General features: G+C 34.2%; 11 protein-coding genes. 7 read left to right on the top strand and 4 right to left on the bottom strand.

Annotated elements, in window-relative coordinates; genetic code table 11:
- Positions 1 to 44 precede the first annotated feature (44 nt).
- The 5 genes from D9V35_RS03065 (at position 45) to D9V35_RS03085 (ending at position 10,132) form a co-directional block, all read left to right on the top strand.
- Positions 45 to 5,117: a glycosyltransferase gene (locus tag D9V35_RS03065; RefSeq protein WP_122123320.1), complete on the top strand. Its 5,073-nt coding sequence runs from the start codon at positions 45 to 47 to the stop codon at positions 5,115 to 5,117.
- A gap of 9 nt (positions 5,118 to 5,126) precedes the next feature.
- A complete protein-coding gene (locus D9V35_RS03070; RefSeq protein ID WP_110438749.1) occupies positions 5,127 to 6,131 on the top strand; it encodes a CgeB family protein in 1,005 nt (334 codons plus the stop codon).
- 60 nt (positions 6,132 to 6,191) lie between these two features.
- The gene (locus tag D9V35_RS03075; protein ID WP_122123321.1) at positions 6,192 to 6,878 is read left to right on the top strand and encodes a DUF805 domain-containing protein; all 687 of its coding nucleotides are present in this window, start codon (positions 6,192 to 6,194) and stop codon (positions 6,876 to 6,878) included.
- Between the two features lie 324 nt (positions 6,879 to 7,202).
- Positions 7,203 to 7,661 (top strand): DUF805 domain-containing protein, encoded by a 459-nt coding sequence (locus tag D9V35_RS03080; protein ID WP_162988553.1) that lies wholly within the window; start codon positions 7,203 to 7,205, stop codon positions 7,659 to 7,661.
- Positions 7,662 to 7,756: 95 nt separating this feature from the next.
- A complete protein-coding gene (locus tag D9V35_RS03085) occupies positions 7,757 to 10,132 on the top strand; it encodes a P-loop NTPase fold protein (protein WP_162988554.1) in 2,376 nt (791 codons plus the stop codon).
- 60 nt (positions 10,133 to 10,192) lie between these two features.
- Here the strand turns inward: D9V35_RS03085 and D9V35_RS03090 are convergent, their stop codons facing one another.
- The 4 genes from D9V35_RS03090 to bfr all read right to left on the bottom strand — a co-directional run bounded on the left by D9V35_RS03090 (position 10,193) and on the right by bfr (position 15,715).
- Complete coding sequence (locus tag D9V35_RS03090; RefSeq protein ID WP_240993399.1) at positions 10,193 to 10,876, bottom strand: M16 family metallopeptidase; 684 nt, start codon at positions 10,874 to 10,876, stop codon at positions 10,193 to 10,195.
- Positions 10,877 to 10,947: 71 nt separating this feature from the next.
- Positions 10,948 to 12,201: a DUF6250 domain-containing protein gene (locus D9V35_RS03095; protein WP_122123325.1), complete on the bottom strand. Its 1,254-nt coding sequence runs from the start codon at positions 12,199 to 12,201 to the stop codon at positions 10,948 to 10,950.
- Positions 12,202 to 12,282: 81 nt separating this feature from the next.
- Entirely contained in the window at positions 12,283 to 14,997 is a 2,715-nt protein-coding gene (locus D9V35_RS03100; protein WP_122123326.1) for a M16 family metallopeptidase, read from the bottom strand.
- 229 nt (positions 14,998 to 15,226) lie between these two features.
- Positions 15,227 to 15,715: a bacterioferritin gene (gene bfr / locus D9V35_RS03105; RefSeq protein WP_110438757.1), complete on the bottom strand. Its 489-nt coding sequence runs from the start codon at positions 15,713 to 15,715 to the stop codon at positions 15,227 to 15,229.
- A gap of 219 nt (positions 15,716 to 15,934) precedes the next feature.
- Here bfr and D9V35_RS03110 point away from each other — a divergent pair, with 219 nt between their 5' ends.
- Both D9V35_RS03110 and D9V35_RS03115 read left to right on the top strand, forming a co-directional pair.
- Entirely contained in the window at positions 15,935 to 16,114 is a 180-nt protein-coding gene (locus D9V35_RS03110) for a (2Fe-2S)-binding protein (protein WP_110438758.1), read from the top strand.
- A gap of 157 nt (positions 16,115 to 16,271) precedes the next feature.
- Entirely contained in the window at positions 16,272 to 16,796 is a 525-nt protein-coding gene (locus D9V35_RS03115; RefSeq protein WP_122123327.1) for a hypothetical protein, read from the top strand.
- The last annotated feature ends 44 nt before the right edge of the window (positions 16,797 to 16,840 follow it).

Genomic DNA, 16,840 nt, shown 5'->3' on the forward strand with positions numbered 1-16,840 from the left:
ATTATTTAAGTAGCTATTTTAATTAAAATATAAGGTGGTAAATTGTGTATGATAGTGAAGAAAAACAACCCAAATGGATGGTTTTCGACTTAGAATGGTATCGTAATCGGTATAAAAGTTTTTCGTTACTGATACAGGATATATATCAAGGCGATGTTTTTGCTTATCATTCAACTAATGGGTATAAGGTTGGAAATTCGCCCAATCCGTATTTTGATGAAAAATGGTATTTGACAAAATATTATGATGTAAAGGAGCTTATAAAAAAAGGGAAATACACTTCTGGATTTGATCATTACTGTAAAATTGGCTTTAAAGATCATTCACCACATTGGTTATTTTCAGAAACATTTTATAAAAAGCATAATCCAGAAATAAATGACCTGATTGGCGAGGGAAAACCTTATATTAATGGTTATGATCATTATTTACGGGTTGGAGATAAATCCTGTCTTAAAGGAAGTTTTTTTTTCAATCCCTGTTTGTATTTATCCCAAAAAGAGAATTTAGACGAAATCACAGAATATGGTCCATATCAATATGTTTTAACAAATGATACGGATGATTTCGATAAATTCAGACTTTCATGGTTTTTTGATCCAAAATGGTATGGAAATACATATTCAAAGGAAACATTAAAAACCACCAATTATCAATACTTGAATCTTCTCCATCATTATCTATCCAATCCAACACCAACATTATTCTCACCTTTGGAACAATTTTCCGAAAAATTTTATCTTGAAAATCATAAGGATTTATCTCCTTCGATTTTGATGGATGGTCATGGACTTTTTCGAAATGGTTATGAACATTTTATTGTATGTGGATGCAAGGAAAAACGAAAACCATTGAAGGATTTTGATTATAATCAATTTTCTGATGAGATATTTGAAAAAATTGCAAAAGACAATCTATATCTGAATATATTTGAATATTGGGTGGCTCAACAGGATTTGCATCTTTTAAATAAATTCATGGAAATCCAAAAAAAATATTCAAACGATAAAGACAAAATCGAAAATAGTTTTAATATACAAAAATCAGTAAAGAATCAAGAGACCGTTGAATCTGGGGATGTTTCAGACGCCATATCTACGCGAAAAAATGAAAAAGGGTTTCCAGTTATCGAGGATAACATTTCTAATATTGAAAAGGAAATAGCCTCTTCAGATTATATGCCAATATGGCAGGCTTTTGATGAAAAATGGTATGTTCACAAATATGATCATGTAACTTCAAAAATGAAGGCACTGGAAGTTGATAGTGTTGAAGAATATTATAAAACATTTGGTTGTTTTGAAGGTCATTCCCCCAATCCTTATTTTGATGAGGAATGGTATTTACAGAAATATCCTGATGTAAAACTAATGGTTGATTGCCATCAATTTAGCAGTGGTTTTCAGCATTATTGCAAGGAGGGATATCATACCCATGATCCACATTGGTTATTTTCTGAAAAATATTACAAAAAAGTAAATCCACATTTGACAAATGAGAATTTGGAAAGGAATGGATTTGTTAATGGATATGACCATTTTCTGAAAGTCGGAGATATTGAAGGAAATAGTGGCAGTCTTTTTTTTAACAGTAATTTTTTCATTGGAAAATATCAACAGGCCATTAAGGAAGGGTTATCGCCTTATCAACATTATCTAAAATATTTGGATGAAATTGATAGTAAAATACAGGTATCCTGGTATTTTGATCCAGAATGGTATGCGCAGAATTATCCAGAAATAACAAAGGCAATTTCAGAAGGAATATTCAACAATTATATTCATCATTATCTAGTAAACAATCAAGCTTTCAATTTCAATCCAAATGCCTGGTTTGATGAATCCTTTTATGATCAAAAATATAAAAGCCAGCTTGAAAATGTTCAAGCGTTCAAAAAATATAGAAATGGATATGCTCATTTTATTTACGAGGGAATACAGCTTTTTTGGGATCCCTGTGAAGAAATAAATTTACAGCAATATGCTGCGGATAAAGCTGTTAAACAGGATATTCAAAAGGGACTTTATCCAAATGCCTATATTCGATTGCTAGCTAGCGGAACAAATTATGGGGGACAGAATAAAGATTTACCTGTTTCGTCACAATCTGATGGTTTGCCAATTCAAAAAAATATAGAAAATGACAAGGATGCAGTTGATCAAGCATTATGGGCTAAATTTGATGGGGAATGGTATATAAAAACCTATCCTGACCTAAATGAAAGAATGAAAAATTGTGGTTTAGATGATGTGGAAATTTATTATAATCAGGTAGGTTCAATTTTAGGACATTCTCCCAATCCCTACTTTGATGAGGAATGGTATTTACAACGATATCCTGAATTAAGAAAAAATATTGATCGTGGAGCGTTTAAATCAGGTTTTGAGCATTATTGTAATCAGGGTTATTTGACACATGATCCTCACTGGCTTTTTTCAACACATTATTATTTAAAAAATAACGCTGATTTTATTCATGAAGTTATTAATGATTCCCAATATATTAATGCCTATGATCATTATCTGAAAAAAGGGGATGGATTACGTCGTACAGGATCCTTGTTATTTGATCCTTCAATCTATCAACAGGCATGTTATGAACGTGAAGATGTAAAGCACAGTCAAAACCCTTATAGAAATTTTCTTTATTATCTTAGTGATGTTGAAAAAAATACAAATGTCTCTCTTTATTTTGACACATCATGGTATTTAGAAAAATATCCTGATGTAAAACAAAAAATTGCTGATGGTGAATATCTTTGTGCTTTACATCATTATTGTTTGAATGAAACACCAAAACTATTTAATCCATCTCCATGGTTTGAAGAAGAATTTTACCTAGATCATTATAAGGATATAAATCAAGCCATTGAATCAACAGCAAGTTTTAGAAACGGCTATGATCATTTCATACATTATGGTGCGTTAGAACTTCGTTCTCCAAGGATCGATATTAGTCTGCATGAATATTATCTATCAGGGGATATTCGTGATAAGGTTGAAACGGGTATATTTAGGGATGCTTTTGCTGCTTATGTATTTGAACAAAAACTTGATCAGTGGATAAATAAGCAACCTGATGATTCTCATTATCGCTTAACTAATGAAACAAAGGAAAGCAGAACATATTTTAAAAAAAAATCAAGACTTGTTTTACCATCGGTTGTTCATGAAAAGCTTGATTTCTCCTATAAGGGTCAGGCGGATATCTGTGTAATTATGTTGATGCACAATAATCTGACGGTAACATTGACAGCGTTGGCATCCCTTCGCTCTAATTTTAATGGAAATATACAATTGCTTTTGGGTGATAATTACTCGATAGATGACAGTAAATTTATCCAAGGTTGTTTGATCGGTGCTTCCGTAAACCGTTTTCCCTATAATTTTGGCTTTGGTAAGGCATGTAACATATTGATGGAAGACGTTGATGCCCCGATTGTTATCTTTTTGAATAATGACATTAATTTATTGCCGGGAGCAATTGATGCACTTTGTAAACGGTTGACTTCAGCAGATAATATTGGTGCAGTCGGAGGTAAAATAATTCATCCAGATGGATTGCTTCAAGAGGCAGGCCAGATTATTTGGCGGGATGGAACAACGACAGGGTATTTGAGAGGAAAAGACCCATTGATTCCCGAGGCGAATTTTGTTCGGGATGTTGATTATTGTTCAGCGGCAATGTTGGCAGTAAAATCAAAAGTGCTGAAGGAATTGAATGGATTTTCCCCTATTTATTATCCAGCCTACTTTGAGGATACGGACTTTTGTGTTCGGATGATAAAGGCGGGATATCGTATTGTATATGATCCCAATGCAGTTGTGGAACATATGGAGTATTGTTCAAGCAATCCGATTATTTCAAGTGGTTTGATAAAGCGAAACCATCGATTATTTGCCAGAGAACATGCGGATTTTTTAAGGTTTCAATCTCCCCGGCATAGTGACAATGTTTTAATTGCGCGACAGAGACGAAATATAAATAAAAGAATTTTATTCATTGAGGATAGGGTTCCTTTAAAACATCTTGGGTCTGGGTATATTCGTTCAAATGACATTATCTTTCAAATGTCTGAATTAGGGTATGAAGTGACGGTTTATCCTATAAATTACTTTTATCCCCATGTTTATCAGATTTATTCAAGCATGCCTGATACGGTTGAGGTATTGTTCAATCATACAGTTGAACATCTTCGTGATTTCTTTAAGGAAAGGGCGGGATATTATGATTTGGTCTGGATAGGAAGAACCCATAATTTAAATAGAATATTGCCCATGATGGGTGAAGCTAGCCGTTATTTACCCCAGGAAATAATCCTTGATACAGAGGTTGTTGCGACACCCCGGACACGATTGCAGGCAAAGCTATTGGAAAAGGAAATAGACGAAAATTTTCAACAGGCTCTGGAAGAGGAGTTATCCTGTGCAAAACATTGTCAAGAAATTGTAGCCGTTAATGAAATTGATGCAAATTATATTCGACAGGCAGGATTTAACAATGTCGATATCCTCGGACATAGTATCAACATACGCAAATCACAAAAGGAATGGAAAGAGCGCAAAAATATTCTTTTTGTTGGCGCTTTGCATGATGATCAGGCACCTAATTATGACAGTTTGAAATGGTTTATAACTTCTGTGATGCCGATTTTGATTGATAAAATGGGATCGGATTTTACTTTTTCAATTGCAGGCTATGTAAATCCCTCTGTTGATATATCCGCCTTGATTAATTATCCTGATATAGATTTTTTGGGAATGGTGCCAGATTTGTCCAGTTTATATGATGATCATCGTGTCTATATCGCACCAACGAGATTTGCGGGTGGCATTCCCTATAAGTTACATGAAGCTGCATCCTATGGAATTCCTATCGTGGCGTCAAATTTATTGGTGGAACAACTGGGATGGCAAGATGAGAGGGATATTCTTGCAGCCTCCACGGATAATCCGGAATTTTTTGCCTCGCAAATTATTAGGTTGTACCAGACGGAGGAATTATGGAATCAACTGCGTCAAAATGCCCTTGATCGTATTGCTCGCGAATGCAATCGTGAACGGTTTAAGGAGCAGTTGCAGTCAATTTTATCAAAAGTTATTTTACACAGGTGTTAAAAGGTTCATATGGCTATAAAATCAAAAAATAAATTTCAAAAAACTAAAAATGAAAAAGTAATGGTATGCAGTGGTGGACGTTATGAATCGCAAGCCAATGCGCAGATCCGTGAAGCCATTATATCAGGTTGGGAAAGTGTTTTTGGTGAAGGTAATGTAATTTCCACGAATATTGCAGGAGCCGCGGCTGCAATTGAGTATATAAAACCTAAAATTGTTTTTTCAATTGGATCATATTTACCGGAAAGCACCTATTTTGGAGAAGTATGTCACAGGGCAAAAAAATTCGGTGCGATCACCATTTTTTGGGCGACAGAAGATCCGTATGAACAAGATGCCAATTACAGAATTATTGACGATTTCGATGTAATATTTTCCTGTGATCGTTGGGGGACGAATTTTTATAATCATCCACATACCCATTTTTTACCTTTGGCAGCTTGTGAAAAGTTGCATTACCGTCCCATTGACGAAACCATTGAAAAAACGGTTGATGTCATGTTTTGTGGTGTTGCATTTGGTAGCCGCAAGGATGTCATGCGCAGCATAAAACCAGCCCTGACAAATCTAAAAGTAAAAATTATCGGCCCGGGTTGGGGTGAATTCGGGATTGGCTTTTCAGATGCCAGGATAGAGAAAGATCAGTTAATTGAGTTATATCAGCGCTCGAAAATTGTTCTTAATTTGGGTCGTAGCCTTCATTTTGAAAATAAACGGTATATGATTATGCCTTCAAACCCTGGACCAAGAACGTTCGAGGCATCTGCTGCAGGTGCTATGCAGCTTTTTCATGAAGATAATTATGCAATTCATGATTTTTATGAACGGGATGAGGTCCCGGTTTTTTCAACACGTTATGATTTTCAACAACAACTTGATAAATATTTGAATGATCCAGATTTATTATTGGAAACGGCTAAAAAAGCACAGGCACGCACTCTGCGGGATCATCTTTATAATAACCGTATTCAGACCGTTATGGAAATTTTGAAAAATGATGGATTTCTAGATTAGATTATATTTTAGAAAAATTATTTGATATCATTTATTTAAGACAGGAAAAAAATTTTAAATATGCGGGGATTTATACTCAATTTTATTATTCAGACTAATACAGGGTATATCTCAGGCGATGATGGGCAGCGTTACGAATTTAGTGGCGATGAATGGAAAGAAAATATCGCCCCTCAAAAAGGGACCTGTGTTGATTTTCAAGTCAATCAACTCGGTAGGGCTGTTGCAGTTTTTATATTAATTGATGATAAAAATGTTCATTTTATGAATAAAATTCAATCGCGGACCCAATATGAACAACAACTTGAAAAAGAAAAAAACTATACGATCATAGGATGGTTTAATAAATGCATCAGAAATTATGTTAATTTTGAAGGAAGGGCCAGAAGAATGGAATTTTGGTCGTTTCAAATTTGTTACTTGACCGTTTTTTTTATTGGACTACTCATAATTGGCCTGTTATTTTCTGCTACCGTTTTTCAAACGGATACTTCATTTGATGGAATACTAATTTTTGAGGTCTGTCTATATCTATCAATATTCTTGTGGAGTATATTTAGCATTGTAATGTTTATTCCCATGATTTCCGTTGCGGTCAGACGTCTTCATGATATTAATTTGTCAGGTTTTTGGTTGCTTCTTCATTTCATACCCGTTGGTTCAATTGCTGTTTGGATCATGTTTTGCATTGATACTAAATATGAAGATAATCAATGGGGGCTTCCAGCAAAATTAAAATATAGATAACTGATTTTCATCCTTTTTCTTTAACAGTTTTACAGAAAAGGGATTTTTGTTATCAGTCTGGATAATATAAAATAAAAAAAATATAAAATAATCTATGTTAATAATTTTAACAGTATTGTTTGTAATTCTATAGAAATATTAATTCTAATATTATGTAATTATTTTGGTTGTTTGTATAATTATTTATTATTACAATATAAATACAAAGATTGGGATATTCCGGAATATTGACCAGAATATTCAATAATCAGGTGTTTCTGATAATTCGGTGAATGCAAAAAGTCCAGCATTTATCTTTACTGAAAAGGGTGCAAACAGATGAACATGTCAGAGAATAACATTGATGTATCTAACCAATATGATAATGAAGAAAATAATACAATCATTGATTGGTTTAATAGATGTATAAAAAATTATTTGACAATAGAGGGAAGGGCTGGAAGAAAGGAATTCTGGTATTTTCTGCTTATCTTTCTTGCCGTTCTAGTTATAAGCACGGTCGTTCTTTTTTATGTTGTATATAATATAGGATCATCATCCCATCCAGTCTTGTCAATTCTTGTATGGGTTATTTATCTTTTTATTTTCTGTTGGCTTTTATTTACGTTCATTCCCCTGATTTCGGTTTCAATCAGGCGTTTGCATGATATTAATCTATCGGGGTGGTGGTTATTGCTATATTTTACCGTCATAGGGTCATTAGCCCTTATTATCATGTTTTGTATTGATAGCAAACCAACGGAAAACAGATGGGGAAAGCCTGCACATAATATAAATCAATAGTGATTACTTGACTATGAAATAATATCTCATTCATTCAAATTTCAGGTTAAAATATTACAAAATCAAAATAAGTGATATTATGAATGAGATATACTGTGGATAAATTTTCTGACATTTTAGGTGGTGATAATCAGCATATCACTGAATATCTGGATTACTATGTTCTTGATAAAAAAGAGCCAGAATTTGCTGTATTGTTAACTGGTAAATGGGGCATCGGTAAAACATATTATATCGATGCATATTCAGGGGCTGATAAATTACAAAATAGCAAAGTTATTTTAAGCGAGGGAGGATTATTTAAATATATAATTGATATTGTTTATAATATATTGGCATTTATTTGTCGAAAGTTGCTAGCCGTTTGTATAAAATTTGATTATTATCTTGCATTCGAACCTGATCGATTAAATAAAGTATTATCAAGAAAAGTATTATCAAGAAATGAAAAATTAAAAAAATATAATATACGATTTATCAAGATCAGCGTATTCGGTATCAAAACTATAGAAGAGCTTGAAAGTAGATTGACTAAATCAATTTTTGGTAATTTTAATATTCTATCAGATATTGCTTCCTTATTGATTAAAAATTCAAATTTTTCTAATTTTGCCAACCCTTATTTTTCCTTACTCAAGGCATTTATTCCATTAACAACTTTTCCAGATTTTAAAAAAAGATTGAAATCGATTATTTCATCAGAGAAAAAACATAATCTGGTTTATATTCTTGATGATTTGGAAAGATCAGATATTCCCTTAAAAGAGTTGCTGGGCTGGATCAATCAAGTTGTAGAGATTGAAAAAATGAAAGTTATCCTTATAGCGAATGAGGAAAAGTTTTTGATTGAACAATCTGAAATTTCTGAGATTGAGGATAACGAAAAAAACAACAAAGACAGTAACAGGCAACCTGATAATGAAAATCAGGGTAAAATAGTTGATTGCAATAAACAGGCTGTAGATCCTGAAATTTTGAAAAAATCCGATTTATATAAAGAATTTAAAGAGAAAGTCATTGGGCAAACTTTCAAAATTCATTCCAATTTTGAAGCTGTAGTGGATTATTTTTTATTTACTGACAAGAATGGCATAGAACCCAACAAATATAAAAAGCTTATCGCACAACATCATGATTTTATTAAACGGATTTATAAAGATGGTATGATTGCCACACCAAATTTAAGGGGGCTTAAACAGGCCATAGATGATTGTGGATATTTGTTACATAATATCAAAGACGATTATTATCCCCTGGAAAAGGATAATGAATTAAAGGGTGAAGAAAGAGTAGAGAATGAAATAAAAAGAAAATTTATTGATATGTTAATTGAAAATTTTTTCATTTTAAAATTAGTAATTATTGAATGGAAAATAACGGGCAATGATTTATCTAAAAAAATCATGAGGGATATAAATAAAATAATTAATCCACACCATTTTATTAATAGTGATCCACCAGAATTAGAAGAAATTTATGCTAAAAATTATAAACTTCTGGAAATTATGGATAAAAGAAGATTTTTTTTTAATAATTATTTAGAGAGGTTTTTTCTTGGACTTAATTCAATACAAGTTACTATATTTGAATGGCATGTATGGATTAATATTCTATTTAGATCAGATTTTACCAATATAGATAAAAACATTAAAAGTTTTTTTGATAAGAATCGTAAGGATTTATTGGATAAATTATTTTTTTATAGATCATTAGATGAAAAAGATTTTCAAAATTTACTTAATGAATTTAGGGTTAATTATTTTTCGTTAGAATATTTGGATTTACCTATATTTTTTCACTATTTGGGATTAATTATTCATTTTAATGAAAATAAATTGATTAAGGAAGATATAAATTCAATTAAGAGGCTTGCAGTTGATTATATCAAGAAATATTGCAAGACATGGATAATAAATTATGGAAATATTACAAATTTTAATGATTTATATTGGAATAATCCAAAAAATTATAATTTTGCATCGTATGATAATCCTGTTTTTTCTGAAATATTGAAAAAATTTATAAAGCCCAAAGAAGAATGTATTTCTGAATTGTCTAAAGAAGAAGCAAGTGATGAAAAATTAAAAAAAATAATTCAGATGTTAAGGGGAGAGGAAAATAAGGGTTTTGATGATATAATTTTCTATAATGATGAAAATCTGCAAAAAGAAATTTTTATCAACAATGATTATATTGATGAATTTGTTCAGGCAATAGTAAATTGCAAAAATTCTTTGATATATGATTTTCATCATGCATTATATTTACGGTATAATAGTAACCATTCTTATAATGAGGAAATTATTATTAAAGAAAAATTCTTTTGGCAAGAAGTTGTCGAAAAACTTACAGAATATATAAAAGATTACGATAGTAATAATTCTCTTAGAATCGTTAAAATTGTAAATTTGGAATTGCTGATAAAAGAAATTCAGAAGTTTATAAATAAACCTCAAAAATCTCAGGAATAATAAATTAAAAAGGCAAAAATTTAAATCTGCCTATATAATAAATAACAATAATATATAATTTTATTTCTGGTTAATTGGCCCTTTGGTAATCTGGGCGAGGTCATCAATTCTGATCCATGTTTTAAAGGCTTTGCGAATATCGCCGGCACTCATCTGATAATAGATTTGGGCTGATCTTTGCGGTGTGTCCAGGGGCAATCCCAATTCGCTGAAGGTCAAATATTGTGACGCGAGTTTGTCAATGCTGGAACGTTGCAACGGGATACTCCTCAGCAATGACGCCTTGGCCAGTTGCAGTTCATGTTCGCTGACGGGTTGCGTCTGCATGGCCTGCAAGTCTTTCAGGGCTGCCTTGCGGGCGAGATCAACCTTGTCAGGATCCGCACCAAAACTGATGTTATATCCCGCACGTGTGCGGGACCAGTCAAAAGAGCTGTTTACGTTATAGACATATCCTGTCTTAACCCGCAAGTCCTTGTAAAACCGTCCTGCAAATCCGCCACTTAATATTTCATTGCCAAGGTTCAGGGCATAATGATCCGGATGGTAAATGTTCAGCGGGATGGATTCAACCAATGCAACGCTGCTTTGCACTGCGCTTTTATCGGGAACATGAATGTAGGAGGTCTTGCTATTTGGACGTTGAGGCAAATCAAGATTGGGCCTGACACCTTTCGCCTTCCATGACCCGAAATATTTTTCAACGGTTGCCTGCGCTTTTTCAGGCGTTATGTTGCCTGCCACAACAATTGTTGTAAGGTCTGGACGAAAGGATTGCTGAATTTTTTCAGATTAAAACCGGAAATTACTGATATTTAAATATTATATTTTTCTTTTCTCAATCTTACATATTCATTGATAAGTAATCCTGTATTCATATGAGATTCTTGTGAATAAAAACTTAAATGAGAGACAGTAAAATCGGAAAATAAAGCTGTTTTACGATTTAAATATTGTGGTGTATTGCTTGTTAAAATTTGTTCATCATCGCATTGAAAAGGCAACATCATAAAGCGTAAATCTCTTCCTTTCCAAGATATAAAATTAATTGATAACCTTTTGTCCCATTCTACAATTTTTGATGTTAAAGGTAGGGGCTTTCCACGATTTTTAATGAAATAAGAGTGCAGCTTTTCAGCTTTTTCTCCATTTTCCCATAAACTACCCTTAAAACCGTTAGGTGGAAGTTCAAATTCACCTACCTCATCAGGGATGGATAAATTCTCTTTTTGAAAATAGGCACATACGCCGTTGTTGACAACGTTTGCTGATAACAGGAAATATTCATCATTTCTTCGTCTGAAATCAATGAATTCCTTCAGTTTTTCAAGTTCAATATAAACTATATCATCATCACATTTCAGGAAAACATCATCTTTGAAAAGGTCAATTCTTGATGCATAATATCGATAGGCATGATAATAGGGATAAGATTCGTTCGGGTTGCCTATGAATTGTTTTATTTTGTCATTGACATAACAGAACTCCAGCCATGCACCAAATCCGCCTTGCAAGTATAGTTTTGGTATATCGTCTCTATTAAGGAGGTTGAATGTTGGAAATTCATATCCGTTAATTGAAATATTTATGTCGTTATCACTTCCTCTGCTGATCGTGAGGATATTATCACAGTAAGCGTTTAGGAGAGTGAAAAATTCTATTTTAAAAATTTTCTCTGTATCGTCTCTATTATTGTCATATAAATATTTGGAATCAATTCTTCTTATTTCTGAACCAGAATTACCCCATCCACCTATGACAACCTCTGTAAATTTATCCTGGTTTTTTTCTACAAATGCAATATGAAAATCATTTGATATTCTTAAAGGAATGGTAAGTTTAGAATTCTTGGGTAAATCTTTATAAAATTGGTAACCGGCATTATCTTGCATATATGCTATTGGCCCATAACTGTTTCTGATATATTCTTTATCAGTTTTATTACGGGTAAAATCCCATATATGCCATTCATCTAATAAATTATTGTTTAGTGCATATCGTATATATTGATTTAAATTTTCCATCCTGTCTTGGCGACCGGCAAATGTAATTAAAATATTTTTTGACATATAAATCCCCAAAACTTAATTTTTATAAGATGATGAATAAAGATTATAATTTTTGTTTTAAAATAGCAACAATATATAATTTTATTTCTGGTTAATTGGCCCTTTGGTAATCTGGGCGAGGTCATCAATTCTGATCCATGTTTTAAAGGCTTTGCGAATATCGCCGGCACTCATCTGATAATAGATTTGGGCTGATCTTTGCGGTGTGTCCAGGGGCAATCCCAATTCGCTGAAGGTCAAATATTGTGACGCGAGTTTGTCAATGCTGGAACGTTGCAACGGGATACTCCTCAGCAATGACGCCTTGGCCAGTTGCAGTTCATGTTCGCTGACGGGTTGCGTCTGCATGGCCTGCAAGTCTTTCAGGGCTGCCTTGCGGGCGAGATCAACCTTGTCAGGATCCGCACCAAAACTGATGTTATATCCCGCACGTGTGCGGGACCAGTCAAAAGAGCTGTTTACGTTATAGACATATCCTGTCTTAACCCGCAAGTCCTTGTAAAACCGTCCTGCAAATCCGCCACTTAATATTTCATTGCCAAGGTTCAGGGCATAATGATCCGGATGGTAAATGTTCAGCGGGATGGATTCAACCAATGCAACGCTGCTTTGCACTGCGCTTTTATCGGGAACATGAATGTAGGAGGTCTTGCTATTTGGACGTTGAGGCAAATCAAGATTGGGCCTGACACCTTTCGCCTTCCATGACCCGAAATATTTTTCAACGGTTGCCTGCGCTTTTTCAGGCGTTATGTTGCCTGCCACAACAATTGTTGTAAGGTCTGGACGAAAGGATTGCTGATAGAAATTTTCCAAATCATTTAAGGTTAATTTCATAACTTTTTCAGGGACTGGCTGACGTAAACTTGGGTCATTAATGGGATTAACCGCTTTTGCAACGGATCTGTCAAAATGATAACCTGGGGACTGGTATAATCCTTTTAGAGACTGCGCTGTTTGTGATTTGACGATATCTAGGTTTTCTTGTTTGAAAGACGGATTTAACTCGCTATCAGCCAATAACTGCATACCACGGTCAAAATAGGGCGTAAGAACAGATAACGAAAAGTCGCTTCCTGTATTGATATCGGCAGCGATGTCATCAATCTGTTTGCGAAAAGCCAGACGATCATAAGTCTTGGTCCCATACTTGAACATCTCATCTGTAATGTCTGAAATACCTTCCTTATCTTTTTCCTCTTGCAGACTTGAGTTCTGTCGAATGGCACCGAATACACTTATGGTATCACTGACATTGATTGGCTGAACAATCAAACGAATACCATTTTTCAGGGTTATATCTGTAGGTAAAGGGGATGCCTTGGGTATATTAAGTTTTTTCAGTGCCTTATCAGCCCATTCAGGCAAGGGGACAGGTCTATCAGGAATTGAGGTAAAAGATTCAGCACCTCCATAACCTTTTTTCGATAGAGGATTTCCGGAATCCTCAGGTGTGAGAATCGCCGTGATCGCTTCTTCCGGTTTTAAAATCCTTTTTGCTAATTGGTTAACTTTTTCTGGAGTGACTGCATTAAGAGCGGCAATCATATCATCAGGACTATTTAATTCCTGAAAAGCCAAGGCATTTGACCAGCTGCTGGCCAATCCCGTGATACTGTTGGCAGAGAATTTGAGGGATGCAATCTCCTTGCGTTTTGCCGCTTCGACAAGTTCGGCCGGAACACCATTTTCATGAAAATATCTAAGGATTGTCTGAACCTCGTTCAAAAGGGATTGATGATTCCTGTTTTTTGGAAATGCTGCAATAGCCACGCCAAAGCCCGTATTGCCTTTGGGAATATATTCAAAATCAGCTGACAGGGCCTTTCCCTGTGGCACTAAACCATATAACTTTTCCCGCTGGCTTGAAATAACGTCACTCAGAATGGTCGCGGCGGCATAATCACTGGATTTTTCCCCAGGCATACGCCATGCCATTGTTATAAGTCCAGCTGGGAGATCCGTTGGAAAATGTATTGTTTTGGCTTTTATGGGCTTTAATTTGAAAGAGGTTTGCTTGGGTAGATTTTTGCGAGGTAGGGAAGAAAAATTTTGTTTGACAGTTGCCAGGGTTTTTTGGGGATCAATATCGCCTGAGATAACAAGGATTGCATTATTGGGTGTGTAGTAAGTTTCATAGAATTCACGTAAATCCTGAACGGTTGTTTTATCAAAAGATGGACGGGTTCCCAAAGCATCATGTTCATATGGGGTGTCCTTGAATAAAATCTTTTGTAATTCAGAAACATATTTATAAATTGGATTGGACAAATCCCTTGAAACTTCTTGTTCAATCGCTCCACGTTCCTTGTCCCAATCCGCGGCATTTAGGCTTAATCCATTCATTCGTAAAGCTTCAATTTTCAGGATAACATCTAAATCTTCGGCAGGAGCTGTGTAATAATACTGTGTGACGTGTTCTGTGGTAAAGGCATTATAGCTTCCGCCCAATTGTGCCCCGATAATTGCCAGCTGATCCTTGTCTAGACCTTTGCTTCCACGAAACATCATATGTTCCAATGCGTGTGCAGTTCCCGGGAATCCCTTTGGCGTTTGGTTGGAACCGGCAAGATAGTTGACTTGCGCCGTAACAACAGGGGCCAAATTATTTTTAATGATAATCACCCGTAATCCATTTTTCAAAGTGGCGCGAATTACCTGCTGTTTTGAAGAAGATATATTTTTTGATGAAATATGATTGGTGGGAACAGAATAGGCAGGATGAAGAAACCCGCTAAAAGGGGTGGTTGCAAGCAAAGTCAAGCTTAGTGTCAAAGGGGGTAGGATTGATCTCATGTCTTTGATTTCCTGTTCGGGTCTTGTCTATATAAAATATTTAAAACAGGGTTGTTTAATTTGTAAAAGCTAATCTTGCTTAATTACAGAGGATCTGTCAAAGACAATCTATTGTAAGATTGGATATATTAACTTGATTTGTATGAAAAAGGATAATTCGTAATTTTCTTAAAAAGTAAGATAGTAACATCTTACTTTAATAAGATATCCATATTGAATAAAATTTGAATTATGATTCTTGTTCCGTTGCGTGATCGGAATTTAAAGTGATGTATCGACCTATAGAAATTTGTTTGATCAGATCAAATTGTTTGTCAATGAAGTCAATATGTTTTTCTTCAGAATCTAAAATTGAAACAAAAATATGACGAGTCACGTAATCCTGTATCTGTTCACAATAGGAAACTGCCTCGCGTAAATCTTTGCAAGCCTTCATCTCCATCTGGCGATCAGCATGGAGGATCTCTTCAACTGACTGACCAATTTGTACGGTGTTTAGTCTTTGCATATTGGGCAATCCGTCAAGCATGAGAATACGTTCAATCAGCGAATCTGCATGTTTCATTTCCTCAATGGATTCCTGGTATTCTTTTTTGCCAAGAATGGTGACCCCCCAATGACACAGGGTTTTGTAGTGAAGATAATATTGATTGATGGCTGTTAATTCATTTGTAAGTTGAATATTCAAATATTCAATTACTTTTTTATCTTTGATCATTAATGAAATCCTAGTTGCTGTATGTTTAAATTACTTGCATTTTATTTAAATAATCTTTGTGATTATTTCATTAATTATATGTTTTTTTTGTAAATAAAAAAAGAAATAAATCCATAATCAAAAAAAGTTTATATACGTAATAAAAAAATTGTAGACACAGTTATTAAGAATGGTTATTATAATCATTATTAACAACCTAGTTGTGATGGGGCCTTGGCGATGTATATTTGTTCATGTCGTGCATTAACCGACAAGGATATAGGAAATGCTATTAAGGATGGTGCAGACTGTCCAAGCAAAATCTATAAATCTTGTGGTTCAAAACCCGACTGTGGTCGATGTATTCAACGGATTTTGATTATGTTGAAAGAACATAGGCAAAACGCGATCCAACCCTAATTTTGTATGTTTGTTTCTTGATATCCTTTAACCCGCTTTTTAATTAAAGCGGGTTCTTTTTGTGAAGGTTAAAATATAATTTTTTGGAAATGTATATTGTTTGATTAAGCTTGATATAATGCTATAACTTTTTTAAAAGTTGCTGGATAAAAGTTTCATGTTTTCAAATAATAAACCTCCCATTTCTGATCGAATTCTCGCTCTTGATCTATGGTTACTGGATCGTTTTTTTCAACCAATTGCTGACCGTCTGCCAGAAAAATGGTCAGCATTGAAAATTGGAATGAGTTTACAGCTTGGATCGCTGGTTTTTTCAGCCGGTTCCCTGATTCTACTTGTTCTTTATTTTGAAATGAGTGTTTTTTCTGTGCTTTTTAATGTAATGGCATGGTGTCTTGGCGTGTTATTTTATTTCTCCATTTATCGTATGCAATCCATTATTCGGATAGGATTTCTCAATCCGTTTCGTATGATGCTGGCAGGCATAAGAATTATCTCGATTCCATTTGCAATCTATTCAATCTATCTAGGAATCGTCGCGGATCAGCGTTTTCAGGAAACATTATTATTGAACAGCATAAGTAATACAATTTTTGTATTTGGTATCTATCTTATCTCCTGTCAGCCCAACCCTCCGCCAGAAAAGAAACGTCAAACGGCTTTTTCATTGAATACAATGTAATAAATATTTTAATTCCATAAAAAGAAGTTTTTAAAAATGGTAAT

Source organism: Commensalibacter melissae, assembly GCF_003691365.1.
Taxonomy (GTDB): domain Bacteria; phylum Pseudomonadota; class Alphaproteobacteria; order Acetobacterales; family Acetobacteraceae; genus Commensalibacter; species Commensalibacter melissae.

Coding starts and splice junctions, on each gene's coding strand:
- D9V35_RS03070 (WP_110438749.1), top strand. CDS start 5,127: ATGGCTATAAAATCAAAAAATAAATTTCAAAAAACTAAAAATGAAAAA.
- D9V35_RS03075 (WP_122123321.1), top strand. CDS start 6,192: ATGCGGGGATTTATACTCAATTTTATTATTCAGACTAATACAGGGTAT.
- D9V35_RS03080 (WP_162988553.1), top strand. CDS start 7,203: ATGTCAGAGAATAACATTGATGTATCTAACCAATATGATAATGAAGAA.
- D9V35_RS03095 (WP_122123325.1), bottom strand. CDS start 12,201: ATGTCAAAAAATATTTTAATTACATTTGCCGGTCGCCAAGACAGGATG.
- D9V35_RS03100 (WP_122123326.1), bottom strand. CDS start 14,997: ATGAGATCAATCCTACCCCCTTTGACACTAAGCTTGACTTTGCTTGCA.
- bfr (WP_110438757.1), bottom strand. CDS start 15,715: ATGATCAAAGATAAAAAAGTAATTGAATATTTGAATATTCAACTTACA.
- D9V35_RS03110 (WP_110438758.1), top strand. CDS start 15,935: ATGTATATTTGTTCATGTCGTGCATTAACCGACAAGGATATAGGAAAT.
- D9V35_RS03115 (WP_122123327.1), top strand. CDS start 16,272: ATGTTTTCAAATAATAAACCTCCCATTTCTGATCGAATTCTCGCTCTT.